Annotated in this window: 16 protein-coding genes and 1 pseudogene; 6 read left to right on the top strand and 11 right to left on the bottom strand. The window is 62.1% G+C overall.

Annotated elements, in window-relative coordinates:
- Nucleotides 1–627 precede the first annotated feature (627 nt).
- The 7 genes from IB264_RS14535 to IB264_RS14505 form a co-directional block, all read right to left on the bottom strand.
- Complete coding sequence (locus IB264_RS14535; protein ID WP_025427652.1) at nt 628–1,122, bottom strand: nucleoside deaminase; 495 nt, start codon at nt 1,120–1,122, stop codon at nt 628–630.
- Between the two features lie 472 nt (nt 1,123–1,594).
- Nucleotides 1,595–2,167, bottom strand: a complete 573-nt coding sequence (ilvN, locus tag IB264_RS14530; RefSeq protein ID WP_025427653.1) for an acetolactate synthase small subunit — start codon at nt 2,165–2,167, stop codon at nt 1,595–1,597.
- A 22-nt stretch (nt 2,168–2,189) separates the two neighbouring features.
- The gene (locus IB264_RS14525) at nt 2,190–3,968 is read right to left on the bottom strand and encodes an acetolactate synthase 3 large subunit (protein ID WP_025427654.1); all 1,779 of its coding nucleotides are present in this window, start codon (nt 3,966–3,968) and stop codon (nt 2,190–2,192) included.
- 795 nt (nt 3,969–4,763) lie between these two features.
- The gene (locus IB264_RS14520) at nt 4,764–5,981 is read right to left on the bottom strand and encodes an MFS transporter (protein WP_025427655.1); all 1,218 of its coding nucleotides are present in this window, start codon (nt 5,979–5,981) and stop codon (nt 4,764–4,766) included.
- A 255-nt stretch (nt 5,982–6,236) separates the two neighbouring features.
- The gene (locus IB264_RS14515; protein ID WP_025427656.1) at nt 6,237–6,770 is read right to left on the bottom strand and encodes an SRPBCC family protein; all 534 of its coding nucleotides are present in this window, start codon (nt 6,768–6,770) and stop codon (nt 6,237–6,239) included.
- Between the two features lie 421 nt (nt 6,771–7,191).
- Complete coding sequence (locus IB264_RS14510) at nt 7,192–7,554, bottom strand: hypothetical protein (RefSeq protein WP_244494216.1); 363 nt, start codon at nt 7,552–7,554, stop codon at nt 7,192–7,194.
- 43 nt (nt 7,555–7,597) lie between these two features.
- Nucleotides 7,598–10,039: an arylsulfatase gene (locus IB264_RS14505; RefSeq protein ID WP_192433712.1), complete on the bottom strand. Its 2,442-nt coding sequence runs from the start codon at nt 10,037–10,039 to the stop codon at nt 7,598–7,600.
- Between the two features lie 216 nt (nt 10,040–10,255).
- On the opposite strand from IB264_RS14505, the gene IB264_RS14500 reads away from it, so the two are divergent.
- A complete protein-coding gene (locus tag IB264_RS14500; RefSeq protein WP_162174744.1) occupies nt 10,256–12,280 on the top strand; it encodes an ATP-binding protein in 2,025 nt (674 codons plus the stop codon).
- Between the two features lie 269 nt (nt 12,281–12,549).
- Nucleotides 12,550–12,951, top strand: a complete 402-nt coding sequence (locus IB264_RS14495) for a VOC family protein (RefSeq protein WP_025427660.1) — start codon at nt 12,550–12,552, stop codon at nt 12,949–12,951.
- A 29-nt stretch (nt 12,952–12,980) separates the two neighbouring features.
- Here the strand turns inward: IB264_RS14495 and cax are convergent, their stop codons facing one another.
- Together cax and IB264_RS14485 are read right to left on the bottom strand one after the other, a co-directional pair.
- Nucleotides 12,981–14,081 carry a calcium/proton exchanger gene (gene cax / locus IB264_RS14490; protein WP_057211147.1) on the bottom strand — a complete coding sequence of 367 codons (1,101 nt, stop codon included), beginning with the start codon at nt 14,079–14,081 and terminating at the stop codon, nt 12,981–12,983.
- A gap of 61 nt (nt 14,082–14,142) precedes the next feature.
- Nucleotides 14,143–14,484 carry a potassium channel family protein gene (locus tag IB264_RS14485; RefSeq protein ID WP_025427662.1) on the bottom strand — a complete coding sequence of 114 codons (342 nt, stop codon included), beginning with the start codon at nt 14,482–14,484 and terminating at the stop codon, nt 14,143–14,145.
- Nucleotides 14,485–14,670: 186 nt separating this feature from the next.
- Here IB264_RS14485 and IB264_RS14480 point away from each other — a divergent pair.
- Nucleotides 14,671–15,813 (top strand): annotated as a pseudogene (locus IB264_RS14480) (sulfatase-like hydrolase/transferase); the annotation flags it as partial.
- A gap of 166 nt (nt 15,814–15,979) precedes the next feature.
- Here the strand turns inward: IB264_RS14480 and miaA are convergent.
- Nucleotides 15,980–16,891: a tRNA (adenosine(37)-N6)-dimethylallyltransferase MiaA gene (miaA, locus tag IB264_RS14475; protein ID WP_025427664.1), complete on the bottom strand. Its 912-nt coding sequence runs from the start codon at nt 16,889–16,891 to the stop codon at nt 15,980–15,982.
- On the opposite strand from miaA, the gene serB reads away from it, so the two are divergent.
- Together serB and IB264_RS14465 are read left to right on the top strand one after the other, a co-directional pair.
- A complete protein-coding gene (serB, locus tag IB264_RS14470; RefSeq protein ID WP_025427665.1) occupies nt 16,890–17,777 on the top strand; it encodes a phosphoserine phosphatase SerB in 888 nt (295 codons plus the stop codon). The genes miaA and serB overlap by 2 nt on opposite strands.
- A complete protein-coding gene (locus IB264_RS14465) occupies nt 17,774–18,349 on the top strand; it encodes a GNAT family N-acetyltransferase (RefSeq protein ID WP_025427666.1) in 576 nt (191 codons plus the stop codon). Before serB ends, IB264_RS14465 begins: the two co-directional genes overlap by 4 nt.
- A 272-nt stretch (nt 18,350–18,621) precedes the next feature.
- Here the strand turns inward: IB264_RS14465 and IB264_RS14460 are convergent, their stop codons facing one another.
- Nucleotides 18,622–19,524 carry a LysR substrate-binding domain-containing protein gene (locus IB264_RS14460; RefSeq protein WP_025427667.1) on the bottom strand — a complete coding sequence of 301 codons (903 nt, stop codon included), beginning with the start codon at nt 19,522–19,524 and terminating at the stop codon, nt 18,622–18,624.
- Between the two features lie 94 nt (nt 19,525–19,618).
- Here IB264_RS14460 and IB264_RS35145 point away from each other — a divergent pair, with 94 nt between their 5' ends.
- Nucleotides 19,619–19,747, top strand: a complete 129-nt coding sequence (locus IB264_RS35145) for a hypothetical protein (protein WP_255569857.1) — start codon at nt 19,619–19,621, stop codon at nt 19,745–19,747.
- Nucleotides 19,748–19,856: the final 109 nt, after the last annotated feature.

Here is a 19,856-nt window from a genome sequence, read left to right as displayed (position 1 = left end):
GGGCCGACCGTTTAAGGCCCCACTCGGATCTTTCCGGCAGAAATTGGCAGGTTCAGCTCTCATGATGACGGGTCGTGGAGACGCTGGGGACCGGCCAACCCCCCCGTCATTCCTGTGCTTGTCACAGGAATCCAGCCAGCCCAAGTCTTTGGGCTGAAAGGTCTTTTGACCCGACGGACGTCGAGTCGCTGGATTCCGGCACTACAGCGCCGCGCGTCTTATTAGGCGCGCAAAGGTCGCTGTAGCACTTTGAATTGCTGCATGTATCCTTAGGATACATGCAGTGGGCCGGAATGCGGGAGAATGGCGTGCCCCTATCGCGTGTAGGCTGTTTACGGGATTAGCCAACTGCCTGGCCTGTCGAAGTTTCCTGGCGACTTGCACAGCGTTCCGCCCGCCCCTCATCCGGCCCGCCGGCCACCTTCTCCCCGCCTGCGGGGAGAAGGATAGATGCGGCAAACTTGCGCAATTAGGCAGAAACTGCCACCAGACTCCAATCCATTGGACTCATAGGATCGTCGCGATCCAGAGCATTTCCAGGAAAAGTGCGAAGCGGCATTCCGTCAGGAAATGCGTAAAAACAAAGAGATAGGGCGTTTCTGCGACTCCGTTTAAATCGGAAACGCTTTAACGACGAGACCAGTATTCTTCGTGGAGTTTCGCCGCCTCGTCCACAAGCATGGGGCCGACGACTTCCGTTGGGCGCTGACCGGCGGCGAACACGATGTGGCAGGGGAGATCAAGCGTCGGATTTTCCTCGCTCGCGCCTATCTGTTGTTTCATCTCTCTCTCGGACAGGCCAAACACGACGCGCCCTATGCCTGCCCAATAGATCGCGCCTGAGCACATGGCGCATGGCTCCGCGGACGTGTACATCGTGCATCCGGCAAGAAAATCCAAATCATAGGCTTTGCCGGCGCGCGTGGCTAAAAGCCGCTCCGCGTGGGCCGTGCGGTCGCCACCTTCCGAACTGTAGCCGTTGCACTGTTCCAGTAAGACATTGCCGTCACGGTCGGCGAGAATTGAACCAAACGGGTGATCCCCGCCCTCGCGCGAACGCCGCGCCACATCGAAGGCCTTCCGCAAAAGTGTCTCATCATAGGGCCGCTTGCTGCTTGCCATTTTGTGAGCTCCTGAGAATTATCGCGGTTCATTCACCACTAATGTTTCCCCGGTAACGGAACGGGTAATTTGCATTCTCTGCCAGGTAAAAGGATGTCAGCTCCCCAGCGCCGCCTATCTGCCATTCCCCCGATGAACAGATACAAGAATCAATTTGATCTTTTTTGACTTTGGCAGCAAGGCCGATCGAGGTGCGAGCTTGTCAGGGAAGAATCGGGGGGACGGGTGGCAGTCGCCACCTAGAGCATTTCCAGGAAAAGTGCGAAGCGGTTTTCCGTCAGGAAATGTGTCAAAACAGGGAGATAGAGCGTTTCTGCGACTCTGTCTAAACCGGAAACGCTCCAGTTGCGCAAACTCGAAGTTGCACCCCCTCTCCCCGCCTGCGGGGAGAGGGCTGAGGTGTGGGGCAAACACCCCCCGCCTGGCTCAGATAGGCCAGACAAGGGTCACCCCCCTACCCGCTAACCTACAATCACATCCCCTGCGGGCCGCGGTTCATCGCGGCGATGCCGGTGCGGCAGACTTCGATGAGACCGAGCGGCTTCATGATGGCGATGAACTGTTCGATCTTCGACGACTTGCCGGTGATCTCGAACACGAAGTGATCGATATTGGCGTCGATGACGGAAGCACGGAAGGCATCTGCCAACCGCAGGGCCTCGACGCGATGGTCGCCCGAGCCATGCACCTTGACGAGCGCCAGCTCGCGCTCGACCGGGCGGTCATGGCCAAGCGTGCCGGCACGCACGGTGAGATCGACGACCCGGTGGACCGGAACCAGCCGCTCGAGCTGGTTCTTGATCTGGTCGAGCACGTGCGGCGTGCCGCGGGTGACGATGGTGATGCGCGAGAGATGCGCCTGATGTTCCGTTTCCGAAACGGTCAGGCTCTCGATGTTGTAGCCTCGGCCGGAGAACAGGCCGATGACCCGGGCGAGAACGCCCGGCTCGTTGTCGACGAGAACCGAAAGCGTGTGCGTTTCGGCGACTTCGGTTTCCTTGGCGATGAAATAGGCGGAACCGGTCGGTTGAAGGTGTGCGCTCATTTTATTGTTTCCTGTCCCTATCTCAAACCAGCTGGCGGCCCTTGGCGTCGATCGCGTTGGCGACCGCTTCGTCCGTGGCTTCGTCCGGCAACAGCATCTCGTTGTGCGCCTTGCCCGATGGGATCATCGGGAAGCAGTTGGCGAGGTTGGCAACGCGGCAATCGAAGATGACCGGCGCCGGCGTGTCGATCATGCGACGGATCGCATCGTCGAGTTCGCCCGGCTTGTCGCAGCGGATGCCGACACCGCCATAGGCTTCCGCCAGCTTGACGAAGTCAGGCATCGCCTCGGTGTAGGAATGCGACAGACGGTTGCCGTGAAGCAGCTGCTGCCACTGGCGCACCATGCCCATGTACTGGTTGTTGAGGATGAAGATCTTGACCGGCAGGCCGTACTGGACCGCGCAGGACATTTCCTGGATGCACATCTGGATCGAGGCATCGCCGGCAATGTCGATGACGAGGCTGTCGGGATGCGCGACCTGGACGCCGATGGCAGCCGGGAAACCGTAACCCATCGTGCCGAGACCACCCGAGGTCATCCAGCGGTTCGGCTGTTCGAAGCCGAAGAACTGGGCGGCCCACATCTGATGCTGGCCGACTTCGGTGGTGATGTAGGTGTCGCGACCCTTGCTCAACTCATAGAGCCGCTGGATCGCGTATTGCGGCATGATGACGTCGTCGTTGGCGGCATAGGCCAGCGAGTTGCGCGCCCGCCACTTGACGATGCCTTCCCACCAGTCGGCCAGCCGTGTCTTGTCGTCCGCCTTTGTGGCCGCACGCCAAAGCCGGACCATGTCTTCGAGAACCGAGCCGACATCGCCGAGGATCGGCACGTCGACGCGAACGTTCTTGTTGATCGACGACGGATCGATGTCGATGTGGATTTTCTTGGAGTTGGGCGAGAACGCGTTGAGGCGGCCGGTGATGCGGTCGTCGAAGCGCGCGCCGACGCAGATCATGACGTCGCAGTCATGCATCGCCATGTTGGCTTCGTAGGTGCCGTGCATGCCCAGCATGCCGAGCCAGTTCTTGCCGGAAGCAGGATAGGCCCCCAGCCCCATCAGCGTCGAGGTGATCGGGAAATTGGTGAGCTCGACCAGTTCGCGCAGCAGCTGCGAGGCTTGAGGGCCGGAATTGACGACACCGCCACCGGAATAGATGATCGGACGGCGGGCCGTCTTCATCAGTTCGACGGCTTCCTCGATCTTCTTCAGATCGCCCTGCGTCTTCGGCTGGTAGCTCGTCTGGGCCGGAACGGCCGACGGCGGCGTATAGGTGCCGGTCGCAAACTGCACGTCCTTCGGGATGTCGACAACGACAGGACCCGGACGGCCGGACTGGGCGATGCGGAACGCCTCATGGATAACGCGGGCGAGATCGTTGACGTCGCGAACCAGCCAGTTGTGCTTGGTGCACGGCCGGGTGATGCCGATCGTGTCGCACTCCTGGAAGGCGTCCGAGCCGATCAGAGAGGTCGGGACCTGGCCGGAGATGCAGACGAGCGGGATGGAATCCATCAGCGCGTCCTGCAGCGGGGTGACGGCGTTGGTGGCTCCGGGACCGGAGGTAACCAGCATGACGCCGACCTTGCCGGTGGAGCGGGCATAGCCTTCGGCCATGTGGCCGGCGCCCTGCTCGTGGCGAACGAGGATGTGCTGGATATCTTCCTGCTGGTGAATTTCGTCGTAGATCGGAAGCACGGCGCCACCGGGATAGCCGAAGATATGCTCGACGCCATTGTCCTTCAGTGCCTGGAGAACGATCTCCGCGCCTGTCATCTGGTTCTCTGTACCGCTCATTGACTTGCTTCCATCCCTTTTCCCAGTTGGGTGCTTAGCTTGTTTGAAGGCATAAAAAAAGGCCCCGTCAGGAGCCTCGTTTAGCGCATGGGTGGCTACTGCCGGATGGTTACACCATCCTGCCCATGCGCCGTCCCACCACAAGAATAACCGCAAAATTTATCATGGGACGATTTGTTAAACGCAAAAGCCGGAAGCGTCAACGCTTTTTCCGGGAGATATCGGATTGCACGAAACCGGGCCGCCGCCGCCGCAAGCGCCCATGAGGCAACGTCGCGCCATCGCCACCAATCCCTTCCGTTTACCATATCGATCCACTTAAACTTAAGTGGCCTGGGGAAAGATGGCCCGGCTGCATGATGCAGTGCTAAAAAACAAGGCAATGATATGCTTGACCTTTCCGTACTCTCGCCGCTGGTCATCAGCGCTGGCGCCATCTACCTGTTCTTCCGCTGGGTCGTCTTCGACATGAACTCCCACCAATAGAGCGGTTGCGACAGAGCCGGCCCTGCCCGTTCACGGACCAAAGCTCCCTTGATCGCGGCCGAAAGCTCCGCCGACGTCATGCGTTGACCAGCTTAGCCACGAGATCGCCGAGCAACCGTTCCAGTTCCCGGTCACCGTTGGGTTTGCCGACCCGCTGCGTGTCGCGTCATTGACGCGGCCCAGCCCGTCGCTTGCCCGCCTCCGTACACGGGCCGGTCCTCGAACTTCGCCTGGTACCCGGGCGCTGACCGAGCGAGGCGGACCTGATCCAAGCCCTCGCGGCCGTCCACGTGGGCTATCGCCCGATGATCACTGTGCCGGTACGGGCACCGGCACGCCTTTGGGGAATGGCCTGAAGGTCAAGGCGATCAGGAAGGCGCCGAGACCGATGCCCCAGGCACCGATATAGAGCCAGGCGTAGCTGGCGAAGGCGTCATAGATCAGGCCACCGGCCAAGGGTCCGGTCGCCATGCCAAGGCTACCTGCCATGGCCGTGCCGCCAATCACCGTGCCCATCATCCGCTGCGGAAAATTCTCGCGCGCCAGCACCGCATAAAGCGGCATGACACCGGCATAGATGAAGCCGAACAGCACCGCCACCGCATAGAACGCCCCCAGTTCGCTGACGAAGACATAGGCAAGCGCGCCGAACGCCTGGATCAGCAGTCCCAGAACCAGAATGCGCTTGGCTCCGAACCGGTCCCCGAGCAGGCCGAAGGCGACGCGGCCGCCCATGCCCGCGAGCCCTTCGACGCTGTAGATCGAAACGGCAGCTATCATCGGGATGCCGCAGGTGACCGCGTAGCTCACCGTATGGAAGATCGGGCCCGAATGGGTGGCGCAGCAGAAAAAGTTCGTCAGCAGAAGCACGATGAATTGCGGGGACCGGACGGCCTGGCTGACCGACATTGACGATTGCGGCCCGCTATCCATTGCCGAAGCGGTGTTTTCGTCTTCCTGAACCGGCGGGCGGCGCACCAAGAGCGTCGTCGGTATCATCACGGCGGCAACGATGACCGCGATGATCTGCAGCGCCGTTCTCCAATCGTAGATGGAGACGAGCCATGCCGCCAGCGGCGACATGGTCATCGGCGCCATGCCCATGCCGGCAGAAACCAGGGATACCGCCAGGCTGCGATGGGTATCGAACCAGCCGGTGACGCAGGCCATCATCGGCGCAAAGATCGCCGCGGTCGCCGCGCCGACGAGAAGGCCGAAGACGATCTGAAACTCGATGAGCGATGTCGCCCGGCTTGCCAAAAGCAGGCTCCCGGCAAGAATAACCGACCCGATCAGCACGATCATCCGGGCGCCCAGCCGGTCCGAGAGGCTGCCCCAGGCGATGCTTGCCGCCGCCATGGATAGAAAGCCGATGGTCATCGCGCTGGAGACGCCGGTGACGGACCAGCCGGTATCCTGCGAGATCGGCCGAAGAAACACCGGCAGCGAAAACATGGCGCCGATGGCGATGCAGCCCAACAGGCCGCCCGCCGCGACGATCACCCAGCGATATCGGGAATTGTGCATGTGGTATCTCCTCGTACCTCATCTCGACTGCTGTTCTTCAAGCGGCCCGGCTTGCGCCGGCCCGGACGGAAACTCCACGCAAGGCACACACACCGTCCCCTCGGCACAAGGACGCTTCCGGGCTCGGACATCCGACTCGTCGTCGCACTTTTTTTTGCGCGAACAGATTTCTGGAGCACAGCCGGCGTGCGGCATCGGGCTCTCGGAGCGAGAAGCCCTGCATCGCCACACGCCTGTTGTGACCGGCGCTCCCCTTCAGGCAGGCAGCCGTTGGTCGTAGTCTTTCATCAGGCGGTTCCAGCCGTCCCAGAAAGGTTGCGGCTCCGTGCCGTTGGCACGAGCAGCCAGAATGTCGAGATGCATGTGCCAGCCGGCACCGAACATCAGCATGGTGGCGCGGTCGGCAATGCTGCGGTGGGTCACGGTCAACAGCACCCTGTTGCCCACCGTCTCCAGCTCGAAGGAAACGTCACCACTACCGGCCCAGCTTATCGAGAGCTTTCTCGGCGGGTCGAGGTCGGTGATCTGGCTCTGCATCCGATGCTCTTCGGGAAAACCGGCCGGGCGCTCGCCGGGCGGGTTGGTGAGTTCGTCGTTGCGCCAGACGAGTTCGACCGGCGCGCCTACCTTCATCTCCATCTGGCCTGACGCCAACCACTGCTGGCGCAGGTCGCTTTCGGTCAGATAGGCCCAGACTCGCTCGATCGGCCCGGGTAGTAGCCGCGTCATCTTCAACGTGTCCGGTTCACTCAGCACGCCATAGGTGTCCAGGGTCGAAAGGTCGTTCATCTGTCGTCTCCTTTTTGGGTTTGTCGGGCTTGGGTTTGTCGGGCCCGGAAAGGCCGGGCGAGGTTCGATCGGGTCGGCTTTGGTCTGGCCACGGCCGGTCGGGCCGTGGTTTTCCGTTGATGGAGACACGCGCTGGCTCAACGCCCTCTCGAGCCTGTCGAGACGGTCGGTCCAGAAGCGTTCTTGGGCATTCGGCAGGTGGTCGGGGTGAAAGACGAACATCATCTCAGGCACCTATAATTCAACCATTTGGTTGAATGTACGCGCGCACTGGCAAATAGTCAACCGTTTGGTTGAATTACGTTTGCGACAGGACGTATGGTTTCCCGAACTTCCCCGTTATTGCGAACAGGTCAGCCGCCGTGGCCTTCAATCAAGGTTGTCGTCCCCGAGATTCCGCGTCCTGAACTGGGATCTTCGTTCAACGCTCCGGAGCGACGAGCCAAGCGCGCGACAAAAGGATGGAAAAGACGGCATGAAGCGCGACGACCGGCCACAGCAGGACGCCGGTCAGCTCACCGGCGACAGCGAGATAGGCAAGATAAAGCGTCACGGCCACATTGTAGGTCAACATGCCGACCAGAGGCGAATGCCGCCAGCAGGCGAGCCCCAATGCGATCAGGGCGATCCCGGCCACGCGAGCAGCCGACGCTCCCGCGCCGGCCAGGGGCTCGCCGAACAACAGTTCCGCCACAAACGACGGGGCGATGAGTAACGCCATCCCCGTGGCCGCCTCGCTGACGGCGGCGAACATCAGGACCGTTTTCATCGAACTCACCAGCATATACCTTTCATTCAACCATGCGCTTCAAGGCTGCCTGAACAGCCTAAGGCTTCGCTGTTGGCTGCTCGCTCAACTTGAAAGTCAACTTGTCGATTTTGCCGGTGAACCTGAAAGGTGGATCGTAGCGATACTCGATCATCGCGACGCCGGAGCGCGTATCCAGGCCAACATCGAAAGATTCGTCTTCCGGAAACGTGATCGGCGTGGTGTGATCCAGCGAATTCCTTACCACTTCCTTGCCATCCACGGTCAAGATACCCGTGCCACCTTGACCCAGCGCTGGGCCGTCCGACTTGAAGTCAAAGACAATGGTGTGCTTGCCGGCATCCAGTGTGGGCCCTTCCCATGTGGTTCGTTTGAGGTCGAGCAGGTTATAGAGGAAGACGACCTTACCGCTCCCGAATCCCAGTTCTCCCTTGCTCAGGAACAGCCCGTAACCGCCGAACCTCCCACCCTCGGTGACGATCATGCCTTCCGCTCCGCCTTCGGGTATCTCGACTTCGGCCGTGATGCTGTAGGACTTGTCCAGTATTTTCGGCGCAGCACTGGCTGGCACACCGCTTAGTTCGCCCGAATAGGTGAATTCCGCCCGTCCCGCCGTCAGGCTCGGACGAGGCGCGTTCCAGCGGGCGAGCGTGGAGTTATCCAGCGGCAAGACGTCGTGTTTTGCTGCCTCCGAATAAAACAGCGCCTGCATTTCCTTAAGCTTGTCTGGCATCTTGGCGGCAAGGTCGTCGAACTGGGTGGGGTCGTCCTTGACGTTGTAGAGCTCCCATTTGTATCCGGAGATCACATCGGGAGGCGTCTTGGCGCTCAGCTCCCACGGCAGGGTCGCTGGCGTCGTCGCCGCCACCCAGCCGTCGTGATAGATGGCGCGATTGCCGAGCATCTCGAAATATTGGGTCTTGCGCGTGGATGGCGCCTTGGCGTTGGCTTTGTCCCAGGTATACATCATGCTCACGCCATCGAAGGGGCGCTGCTGGATGCCGTTGATCGTGTCCGGCGCTGTGATACCGGTCGCCTCAAGGATCGTCGGCACGATGTCGATGAAATGGTGGAACTGCCGGCGGATACCTCCCGCGTCAACAATGTGGCCCAGCCACGACATCGCCATGCCCTGAGCCGTTCCGCCGAAGTGCGACGGCACCTGCTTCATCCATTTGAACGGCGTGCCCATCGCCCACGCCCAACCAGCGGAGAAATGCGGGAACGTGCGGTCCGACCCCCAGAATTCGTACCAGAGATACTGGTCTTTCACCGGGACCGGAACGCCGTTGAACGTCGTGAACTCGTTCGGCGTGCCGTTGACCATGCCTTCGGCGCTCGCACCGTTGTCGCCGCTGATGTAGATGATCAGCGTGTTGTCGCGTTCGCCCAGATCGTCGACCGCCTGGATGACCCTGCCGATCTCATTGTCGGTATAGGCGAGATAGGCTCCATAAACGTCCGCTTGCTTGATTAAGAGCTTCTTCTGCTCAAGATTGAGGGTATCCCATTCCGGCAGTTCCTTCGGCCAAGGCGTCAGCTTGGCATTTTCGGGCATGATGCCCAGCCGTTTCTGGTTGGCAAAGATGGTCTCGCGAAGCTTGTTCCAGCCCTCGTCGAAGAGATGCATATCGCCGATCTTCTTAATCCATTCCGGCGTGGGATGGTGCGGCGCGTGGGTGCCGCCGGGCACGTAGTAGACGAGGAACGGCTTGTCTGGCGCGATCTCCTTCAACTGCGTCATGTACTGTATGGCATCGTCGGCCATTGCCGTGGTCAGGTTCCAATCGGGCTTGCCCTCGAACGGGTAGATGGCCGTGGTGTTGCGGAACAGGTTCGGTTGCCACTGGCTCGCGTCGCCCCCGACGAAGCCGTAGAAATATTCGAAGCCCATTCCGCTCGGCCATTGGTCGAACGGGCCCGCCTGGCTTGACTGATAGAAGGGCGTGTTGTGGTTCTTGCCGAACCACGAGGTGGCATAGCCATGGTCCCTGAGAATGGTGCCGATGGTGCCGTTCTCCTTGCGGATGATCGAGTTATAGCCAGGATATCCCGTTGCCATCTCACCAACGACACCGAAGCCGGCGACGTGATGGTTGCGGCCGGTAATCAATGCCGCTCGTGAAGGCGAGCACAGCGATGTGGAGTGGAAGTTCGTGAAACGCAGGCCCTCGTTGGCGATGCGATCGAGAGCAGGCGTCGGGACGACGCCACCAAAGGTGCCGGGCGCACCGAAGCCCACATCGTCCGTCATGATAAGCAGCACGTTGGGAGCGCCCTGCGGCGGCGCGATGCGCGGGGCCCACCAGGGCTGCGACTCCGAGGCCTTTTGATTGATCACGCCGCCGAAGCGCGGATCGGCTTGGGGAAGCTGCTTGCCGTCAATCGTGATCGTGGCGTCCGGAGAACCCGGGAGACCTTTGACCTCCTGCGCCAACCCGGGGATGCAACTCATGGCGAGAAAACCTGCGCCCGCAAGCATGCTGTGACAAATTTTCATGAGGAAAATCTCCCGTGGCTCAGGCACACTTTGAATTCATTATATTAGAGTACGCGCATAAATTGATGCGAGCAATGCACCAGCCATGCGTCGCTGGCAGCGTTCGCGCCTGATCGTCGCAGCCAATGCCGAAACCACTTGTTAAATCCCCCGCGCTAACATGAAGGACCGTTGTGCCGGGGTTGTGCGTTGCTGAACAATGATCTTCATTCCTCGATGCGTGCCGGAGAGCAGGATCGCCGCGACGGCTTGAAGCCCGGCAATCGCTTCCTCGGCCGCGTCGTCGCGTGCAGCGGTTCGCGCGCAACCATTGCTGCCGTCGCGGAAAAGGGCGAAACCTCGCTGACGGAACTCTGGTCGGTCGGCCGGCTGATCTCGATCACGGTCGGAAGAAACCGTGTGGTTGCCCTCGTCTATTCCATGCAGACGGCCAGCAGCGAATGGGGCGAAGACACCGACAACACCTTCCGCATCGAGGTCGAGCTGATGGGAGAAGTCCATGTCGGCCCCGGAGGCCGTGAGGAGTTTTCCGCCGGCATCAGCGTGTATCCCTACCTTGGTGCGGTCGCCCATCGCATTCGCACCGCCGATCTCGCCCGCATCTACGATTCCGGCCAGGACGATTGCTGCATCATCGGCAAGCTGACCCAGGACGAAAGCCTCGACGCGACGATCCATGTGCCGTCGATGCTGGCCAAGCATTTCGCCATCGTCGGCACCACGGGTGTCGGCAAGTCGACCGCCGTGACGCTGCTGCTCAACAAGGCGATTGCCGCCGATCCGAAACTGCGCGTGCTGATCCTCGACCCGCACAACGAATTTGCCGCCGCCTTCCCGGAACTTGCTGTCGTCATCGACCCCGATACGCTTGACCTGCCGTTCTGGTTCTTCCGGCTGGAGGAGTTCGCCGAGGTCATTTTCCGTGGCCGTCCCGCCATCCCCGAAGAACTCGACATCCTGCGCGACGTCATTCCCGACGCCAAGAAAGCCTTCAAGGGCAGCGCCGAGTCCGGCCTCGTGCGCCGCCAGACGGAAAAGAGCTCGATTACCGCCGATACCCCCGTGCCCTATCGCATCGCCGACCTCTTGGCGCTGATCGACGAGCGCATTGGCCGGCTCGAAGGGCGAAACGACAAGCCGCATCTGCGTTCGCTCAAGGTCAGGATCGTCTCGGCGATCAACGACCCGCGCTACCACTTCATGTTCTCGTCGAACACGATCTCCGACACGATCCAGGACACGATCGCCAAGGTCTTCCGCATTCCCGGCGAGGGCCGGCCGATCGCCACCTTCCAACTCGCAGGCATCCCGTCGGAAGTCGTCAATTCCGTCGCCTCGGTGCTTTGCCGCATGGCGTTCGAAATCGGCCTTTGGAGCAGTGGCGGCATCCACATGCTGGTCGTGTGCGAAGAGGCACACCGCTATGTGCCCGCCGACCCGTCGCTCGGCTTCCTGCCGACGCGCCAGGCGATCGCCCGCATCGCCAAGGAAGGCCGAAAATACGGGGTCTCGCTCGGCATCATCACCCAGCGTCCGGGCGAACTCGACCCGACGATCCTGTCGCAGTGCTCGACGGTCTTTGCCATGCGGCTCGCCAACGACCGCGACCAGGAGATCATCCGCTCGGCCATTCCCAACTCGTCGATCTCGACCACCAGTTTCATCTCATCGATTGGCAACGGCGAAGCCATCGCCTTCGGCGAGGCGGTCGCCGTGCCCATGCGAATGCGCTTTACCCGCGTCAACGAGGAGCGGCTGCCCCGCGCCCACGGGATTATCGACCGGGTCGACGAGGACGCGCCGCCGACCGTCGACATCCGCTCGATCGTCAACCGCATGCGGGCGATCACCGGCCCGAACATCTCGAATTTCCAGCAGAGCTATCTGGCGGCCGCCACCACCGACGAGCAGGACGAGCGGCTCTGGGCCGCAGAACTGGGCCCCGAGACCCGCGACGAACCGGCGCCTGCCGGCTTCGACGACGATGACGTAGCGGAGATCGAGCCCTATCGCCCCGACATGCTGCCCCGCGCGCCCGAGCCCGGCAATCCGCAGCTCGAGCGTTTCAACCAGATCCGCCAGCAGCTTCTGACCGAGACACCGGAGCCGGCGGCCGGCTATCGCCCGCCGCCACCGACTGATGCCTATGCTGTCCGCCCCGCCACCGAACCGCGACGCGAAGGCTCGCTGCGCGACAGCCTGCTCAAGCGGCCGCTCGGCAGCATCATCCGCAAACCCTGAGACGCGCAGGTGCGCCTCGGCAGGCTTCGGCTCGCGCCGGCCCCTCAAGGCGTTTTCACCCTCCCCACCGGACATCAGCAGATCGGACAGACTTGTGCGCCCCCGCCGCGTGCGGCAAAAGTGCGCCCGCGTTCGCGCCAGCAAAGGCACGGGCGCGTCAAAGGAGCGGGAACCGCAGGGCCGACCTGGCCGTTCTCCAGTACGGGGCCAAGCCGACATCAAAACAGCGCCGCGGCGTGCGGCCAAAACATTCGACGCAGGAGGCAGACATGGTAGCAGCCGTCACCCCTTTCCTGATGTTCCAAGGCAGCAACAGGGCCGAGACCGCGATGGCGCTCTACGTCTCGCTGTTTCCCGATGCCGAGATCCTGTCGATCGAGCGCTATGGCCCTGGCGAACAGGGTGCCGAAGGCAGCGTCAAGGTGGCAGCCTTCCGCCTTGGCGGCCAGACGGTGAAATGCATCGACAGCCCGGTCAGCCACGCCTTCGATTTCACCCCGTCCTTCTCCTTTTTCATCGATTGCGACAGCGAGGAAGAACTCACTCGTCTTTCCACCGCTCTTGCTGAGGACGGCAAGATACTGATGCCACCGGAGGATTACGGCTTCAGCCGGCGTTTCACCTGGGTCAACGATCGCTTCGGCGTTTCCTGGCAGATCAACCTGCCCTGAACAGCTGGGTCCTTTGCCTGCGTGCGAGCTCACAAGAGCTTGGGCGGCAGCAGATACAGCGTCATGGCGAAGATCACATAGACCATGAGCATCAGCACGCCTACGAACCACGCGGCCCGGCCGCTGGTCGTGACGATGAAGGCCGTCATGGTGGAGAGCAGCACCATGGTGACCGCACCCGGCCAGAACTGCAGGTCCATCGGCGTCGGCCCGATGACGTAGCTCAAAAGCACGAGAACGGGAGCAACGAAAAGGGCAATCTGGGCAGCACTACCGAGCGCAATGCCGACGCTCAGGTCCAGCCGGTTTTTGCGAGCGCCGGAAAATGCCGACGCCATTTCGGCCGCCGCCCCCACCAGTGCCACGACGATAAACCCGACGAATGCCGGCGTCATTCCGAACGTCTCGGCCGCCTGCTGCACCGATTCCACGAAGACTTCGCTGACTAGGGCGACCATGACCGTCACGGCGGCCAACGTCGCAAGCGCAACACTCAACGGCCAGGGAGCATCGTCCGAGGTGGCAGCATGCTCGACGCTGCCGAAGAATTCGCGATGGCTTTTCAGGGAGAAGAACAAGCCCAACCCGTATGCGATGATCAGAACGATCGCCAGACCGAAGCTCAACTCCTGCATGAAGTCCGGTGCCGCTGCGAGACTATCGGCCTCGGCCATTGCCGACGGAACGATAAGGGCGATCGTTGCCAGGAAAAGCATGCTCGTCTGCAGGCGGGCGCCGACGCGATTGTAGTCCTGAACGTGGTATTTCAGGCCGCCGAGCAGGAATGAAGCGCCCAGCATGAAAAGCGTGTTGCAGACGATGGCGCCGGCCAATGAGGCCTTCACCAGCGTGTACTGACCAAGCCGCAAGGCGGCCAGCGCAATGATAAGCTCGGTCAGATTGCCGAGTGTTGCGTTGAGAAGGCTGCCGACCGTGTCGCCCGTCCTGGCGGCGACGGCTTCGGTGGCATGGCTCAACAAAGTTGCCAACGGAATGATCGCCAAGACCGAAAGCAGGAAAAGCAGCGTGTGCGCATCGGGTGCGGCACTATGCGCCACCAGCACCAACGGCCCCAGGACCAGGAGCCAGAGGAGCGGAGTGTGCCGAATTTCGTGCCAAAGCTGGCTCATGAGACCCCCAAATGCATCGAGGCTTCTCGACCGGAATGCGGCCGGCGACAGCAAACAAGGCTCAGTCTGGCGAATCTCGCCCGTTGCTATCATCGGCCGTAGTCCTCAGCGCCTGGACACTGACGGCTGCCACGAGGCCGGTGAGCACAATCCCCGTAAGACCGATAAGCAAGGCCAGCACGCGCGAAGACAAGTGGCTCGGCACCAGATCGCCGTAGCCGATGGTAAGACCGGTCACGAAGGTGAAATACAGCGTGTCCATCATCCGCCATTCCTCTATTCGCCCGATCAACAGGCCGCACCCGAGCATGATGCCAAGCATGCCGGACAGGATTGGCCAGACAACGCCAAGCTGGCGATAGAACTCGATGAAGAAGATCCGTCTTGTGCGCTTAGTACCCATCGGACCCTGCCCGAGAAACGAAAGCCGCCATCCCCATGATGGCCGCCTGAAAGACATTTCCAGATAATGCCGACGACCAGATTACCCCTGCAGTCCAGATTACAATTTAGGGTGATCTAATGTGGAGAAATGTCAACTCTGTAACGGTAACGAGGTAGGTCGGCTGCCATCGAGCGGATTTTGCGGTTCCCCGACATGGATCCGAAGCTGCGGGCGATGTTCCAGAAAGTGACCAAAGGCGCTCTGTCAGGCAAAGCGGGTGAAAAAGCCGTGGAAGAGTTCAAGATCAACGGCCAGTACGTCGATACGCCGACGATCAACGGTGCACCGGGTGTTGTCGGTATTCCGTTCTTCGATAGCTACGTCGAGAAGGCCGCCGTTGGCTTCCTCGACGACGCATCCAAATCCGACAAGCCATTCTTTATCAGCGTCAACTTCATGAAGGTGCACCAGCCGAACCTGCCTGCACCGGAGTTCGAGCATAAGTCGATGTCGAAATCGAAGTATGCCGACAGCATCGTGGAACTGGACACCCGCATTGGCCGCATCATGGACAAACTCCATGAAACCGGCTTGGACAGAAATACCCTCGTGTTCTACACCACCGATAACGGCGCCTGGCAGGACGTGTACCCCGACGCCGGTTACACGCCATTCCGCGGCACCAAAGGTACCGTTCGCGAAGGCGGCAATCGCGTTCCCGCCATCGCTGTCTGGCCGGGCAAGGTCAAGCCAAACAGCAAGAACCACGATATCGTCGGCGGGCTTGATCTGATGGCGACTTTCGCCTCCGTCGCCGGCGTCGCCCTGCCGGATAAGGACCGCGAGGGCCAGCCGACCATCTTCGACAGCTATGACATGTCGCCGATCCTGCTCGGTACGGGCAAGTCGGAACGCACGTCCTGGTTCTACTTCACCGAGAACGAACTTTCGCCCGGCGCTGCCCGCGTCGGCAATTACAAGGCGGTGTTCAATTTGCGCGGCGACGACGGTCAGTCGACGGGAGGACTGGCGGTCGATTCGAACCTTGGCTGGAAGGGCGCATCCAAATATGTCGCAACGGTCCCGCAGGTCTTCGATCTTTGGCAGGACCCGCAGGAGCGCTACGACATCTTCATGAACAACTACACGGAGCGCACCTGGACGATGGTCACCATCGGCGACGCGATCAAACAGCTGATGGAAACCTATGTAAAGTATCCGCCGCGCAAGCTGCAGAGCGCGAGCTACTCCGGTCCGATCGAGATCTCGAAATACCAACAATTCCAGTGGCTACGCGATGAGTTGTCAAAGGACGGTTTTAGTATCCCGATGCCAACAGGCAACTGATCACCTATCCCGAAGGTGGTCGCCCGCATAGCCGCGCCGTCGACCGCGGCGCGTCTTGACCACGACACTTCCGCACCAAACGACAAAGCCGCCGAGAATGGCGGCTTTGTCCTGCAAGTCTGAATTTTACACATCGTTATCCGGTGGTGCGATCGCCCGCCGGAACTCAAATAGCCTCGGCAGCATTCTCGATGCGCTGCCAGCTGTCGTCGAGCTGGTTGCGAAACCAGGTCATCTGCCGCTTGGCATATTGCCGGGTTGCGGCGGCGCCGGTCTCGATCACCTCGGCCTCATCGATCTCGCCGCGCAGGAGCGCGGCAATCTGGCTGACGCCGATCGCCTTCATCACGGGCATGGCCGGATCGAGGTTCAGCGCCAAGAGCGCACGCACCTCGTCGATCGCCCCACCGGAGAGCATCATACCGAAGCGGCGGTTGATGCGATCGTGCAGCACCTTGCGATCCGGCAGCACGACAAGCTTTCGCGCCCGTTGCGGATCGATGATCTCAGGGCCGCTCTTCTGCTGGTAGAGGCGGATCGACTGGCCGGTCGCCTCCACCACTTCGAGCGCGCGCACGATACGCTGGCCGTCGCCGGGCTTCAGCGTCTCTGCCGTCTGCGGGTCGCGCGCGGCAAGCTCGGCATGCAGCCCATCCGGCCCCTCTTGCATCAGCCGCTCGCGCAGCCGCTCGCGAATGGCGGCCGGAATTTCGGGCATGTCGGCAAGCCCGCCGGTCAACGCCTTGAAGTAGAGCCCGGTGCCGCCGACGAAGACCGGCAACCGGCCGGTCTTGCGCAGCGTGGCGACGAGCGCTTGCGCCTCGCGCAGCCACGCCCCGGTCGAATAGGCCTGACCGGCAGGCATATGGCCGTAGAGACGGTGTTCGACGCCACCCATATCGGCCTCGTCAGGGCGCGCGGTCAGCACCCGCAAAGTGTCATAGACCTGCATGCTGTCGGCGTTGATGACCACGCCGTCATGCCGGCGCGCCAATTCGACCGCAAGCGCGGACTTGCCGCTGGCGGTCGGCCCGGTTATCAGGATCGCGTCCGTATCGGTTTCAAGGTTGTTGTCCATGGCTCTCGTTGCCACGCTTATCGCCAATCCGTCAAATCCTGTTCTGACGCCAGCGCTCGCGGAAGCCGCCGCTGACGCCGTTAGGGCATCCGGTCTCTACTGGCTCGCCGACGGCGTCGCCTGCGACCTGGCGCTCACCGACGGCACGGACCCCTTTGCCGCCGAGGCGGCGCTGCGCGGCGCGCTGAACGGAACGCCTGTCGATGTCGCCGTCCAGGACGCCGACACCAGGCGCAAGAAGCTTCTGATCGCCGACATGGACTCCACCATGATCGGCCAGGAATGCATCGACGAACTTGCCGCCGAAGTCGGCCTCAAGGACAAGGTTGCCGCCATCACCGCCCGCGCCATGAACGGCGAGATCGCCTTCGAGCCGGCGCTGATCGAGCGCGTCGCGCTGCTGAAGGGCCTGCCTTCGAGCGTCGTAGGCGATGTCATCGCCAGGCGCATCACGCTGACGCCGGGCGGCCCTGAGCTGATCGCCACGATGAAGGCGAAGGGCTACTACACCGCCCTCATCTCCGGCGGCTTCACCGTGTTTACCGGCCCGGTCGCCGACATGCTCGGCTTCCAGGAAAACCGCGCCAATACGCTGATCGAGAAGGACGGCACGCTGACCGGCGAGGTCGCCGAACCGATCCTCGGCAAACAGGCCAAGGTCGATGCGCTCATCGACATTGCCGGCCGCCTCGGCATTTCGACCGACGAGGCGCTTGCCGTCGGCGACGGCGCCAACGATCTCGGCATGCTGCAGCTCGCCGGCACCGGCGTTGCGCTGCACGCCAAGCCCGTGGTCGCCGAACAGGCGAAGGTCCGCATCGACCATGGCGACCTCACGGCCCTTCTCTATCTGCAGGGCTATCGAAAGACCGATTTCGTCAGATGATCGTTTCCGAGACCGAACGCCTGCGCATCCGCGCCTGGAAGGAGGCCGACCGCGATCTCTTCTTCGAGATCAACAATGATGCCGAGGTGATGGCGTTCTTCCCCCATCGCCGCAACCGGGAGGAAACCGACGCGCTGTTCGACCGCGTCGGCCAGGGCATCGCCGAAACGGGGCTCGGCTTCTTCGCTGTCGCGCTGAAAAAAGACGACCGGCCGATCGGCTTCTGCGGCCTCGCCTATACCGACCTCGAGCCCCACCTGCCGAAAGGCACCGTCGAGATCGGCTGGCGGCTCGCCGCCCCCTTCTGGGGCAAGGGCTATATCACCGAGGCAGCGTCCGACCTCCTGCGCTACGGCTTCGACGAAAAAGGCCTTCGCGAAATCGTCTCCTTCGCCGTCCCCGACAACACCCGCTCGACGGCGGTGATGGCGCGCCTTGGAATGCACCGCGACCCCGCACGCGACTTCAACCACCCGCGCATCCCCGCCGACAAACCGCAGCTCGTTCGCCACGTGCTCTACGCAATCACCCGGGCGGAATGGCAGGCACAGCGGGCGAAGGACGTGGCGTGAAAGCGCCGCGGCGCCGGTAAACGGCGGCTTGCGGGTTCATCCGTCAGCCGCTTGCAGTTCATGACGCTGCGCTTGCCCCTCACTGTCCTGCCGGACATCTCTCCCCGCCAGCGGGGAGAGATGCGCAAGCCGAACCCTCTTCGCCAATCCGCAACGTTTGCGCGTTGTCAGTCCGGTCACATCCGAGCCTGCTCCCCGCAGGCGGCGAGAAGGTGCCAGCAGGCGGATGAGGGGCGACCCACCCGGAACATCTCGCAACGCCATCCGAGACGTCACCCCCCGCGCCCTGCCCCCGGATAACTCCGTTCGACCCAAGTGACGAACGCCTGCGCCGCCTCTGACAAAGCGTCGAACCGCCGCGCCACGAGAAAGAAGGCGCCATAGGGCACCGAGACATCGAACGGCTGCAGCAGGCGCCCGGCCGCAAGCTCGTCGCGCACATGGTCGCGATCGACCAACCCGACGCCGTTGCCGCGCAACGCCGCCTGCAGCACCATGGCGCCATCGGTAAAGATCGCGCCCCGCTCGATGCGAACCGGTCCCGCCCCGGCAGCAGTGAACCATTGCTGCCATGCTTCGCGATTGTCCTCGTGCAGGAGCGCATGCTGCATGAGATCGACAGGCATCAACAAGGGCCTGCCGGACCGGGCAAGCTCCGGCGCGATCACCGGGATCATCTCCACCTGCGCAAGCCGTCGCGCCTCGACGCGCGGCCAGGAGGAGAGCTTCAAGCTGTGACGCATGGCGATATCAGCGTCCCCGCTGCGAAACTCCACAAGCCGCGGGTCGGCGTCGATCAACAGGTCGATCTCGGGATGCTCGCTCTGGAACTCCGCCAGATGCGGAACCAGCCAGCAGCCGGTAAGGGACGGTTCGGCACTGACCCTCAGCGTATGGCCAGGCTTGTGCCCGGAGAGCGCCTCCAGGCTGTCTCCCACCATGTCGAAGGCGGAGGTCAGCACCGAAAGCAGCGACCGGCCCTCGACCGTCAGGCTGACGCTGCGGTGGCGCCGCTCAAACAGCGGCCGGCCGATGAGGTTTTCCAGCTCGCGGATCTGTCGGCTGATTGCGGCTTGGGAAACGAAAAGCTCGCCGGCAGCCAGCGTGAAGCTTTCGAGCCGGCCCGCAGCCTCGAAACTCCGCAACGCTGTCAGGGGCAGACGGCCGCGCTTCATGCATAACCTCAAGTCATCCGAAGACAACTGTAAACTCGTTTGAGCCTTTGCGACAAGTGCGTTGAAATGAGGAACCAGAAAGGAGGATCCGGCCATGTACGCCATCCTCGAGACCCTGATCGACGCGCTGCGCCTGATGACCTTTCAGCCCCTGCGGCACGACATACACCGCACCCGACCGGAACGGACCGCCAGCCACGGCGTGCCCTGCGCCAAAGACTGAGGGGGGGGCCGCCGCACCGCTTTCCCCAACGGCGCTGCAGGCGGTACCTCCAAGACAGCGGCCACCGCCCGTCACCACAGTGCCGGACGTAAGACAGGACCTACCAAAC

Source organism: Ensifer sp. ENS11, from assembly GCF_014851895.1.
GTDB classification, from domain to species: domain Bacteria; phylum Pseudomonadota; class Alphaproteobacteria; order Rhizobiales; family Rhizobiaceae; genus Ensifer; species Ensifer canadensis.
The sequence above is the reverse complement of the archived record's forward strand: the minus strand, read 5'-3'. Positions and strand labels throughout refer to the sequence as shown.

Coding starts and splice junctions, on each gene's coding strand:
- ilvN (WP_025427653.1), bottom strand. CDS start 2,167: ATGAGCGCACACCTTCAACCGACCGGTTCCGCCTATTTCATCGCCAAG.
- miaA (WP_025427664.1), bottom strand. CDS start 16,891: ATGGACAACAACCTTGAAACCGATACGGACGCGATCCTGATAACCGGG.
- IB264_RS14500 (WP_162174744.1), top strand. CDS start 10,256: ATGCGTGCCGGAGAGCAGGATCGCCGCGACGGCTTGAAGCCCGGCAAT.
- IB264_RS14515 (WP_025427656.1), bottom strand. CDS start 6,770: ATGAACGACCTTTCGACCCTGGACACCTATGGCGTGCTGAGTGAACCG.
- IB264_RS14495 (WP_025427660.1), top strand. CDS start 12,550: ATGGTAGCAGCCGTCACCCCTTTCCTGATGTTCCAAGGCAGCAACAGG.
- IB264_RS14465 (WP_025427666.1), top strand. CDS start 17,774: ATGATCGTTTCCGAGACCGAACGCCTGCGCATCCGCGCCTGGAAGGAG.
- IB264_RS14460 (WP_025427667.1), bottom strand. CDS start 19,524: ATGAAGCGCGGCCGTCTGCCCCTGACAGCGTTGCGGAGTTTCGAGGCT.
- IB264_RS14505 (WP_192433712.1), bottom strand. CDS start 10,039: ATGAAAATTTGTCACAGCATGCTTGCGGGCGCAGGTTTTCTCGCCATG.
- IB264_RS14510 (WP_244494216.1), bottom strand. CDS start 7,554: ATGCTGGTGAGTTCGATGAAAACGGTCCTGATGTTCGCCGCCGTCAGC.
- cax (WP_057211147.1), bottom strand. CDS start 14,081: ATGAGCCAGCTTTGGCACGAAATTCGGCACACTCCGCTCCTCTGGCTC.
- IB264_RS35145 (WP_255569857.1), top strand. CDS start 19,619: ATGTACGCCATCCTCGAGACCCTGATCGACGCGCTGCGCCTGATGACC.
- IB264_RS14525 (WP_025427654.1), bottom strand. CDS start 3,968: ATGAGCGGTACAGAGAACCAGATGACAGGCGCGGAGATCGTTCTCCAG.
- IB264_RS14535 (WP_025427652.1), bottom strand. CDS start 1,122: ATGGCAAGCAGCAAGCGGCCCTATGATGAGACACTTTTGCGGAAGGCC.
- IB264_RS14485 (WP_025427662.1), bottom strand. CDS start 14,484: ATGGGTACTAAGCGCACAAGACGGATCTTCTTCATCGAGTTCTATCGC.
- IB264_RS14520 (WP_025427655.1), bottom strand. CDS start 5,981: ATGCACAATTCCCGATATCGCTGGGTGATCGTCGCGGCGGGCGGCCTG.
- serB (WP_025427665.1), top strand. CDS start 16,890: ATGGCTCTCGTTGCCACGCTTATCGCCAATCCGTCAAATCCTGTTCTG.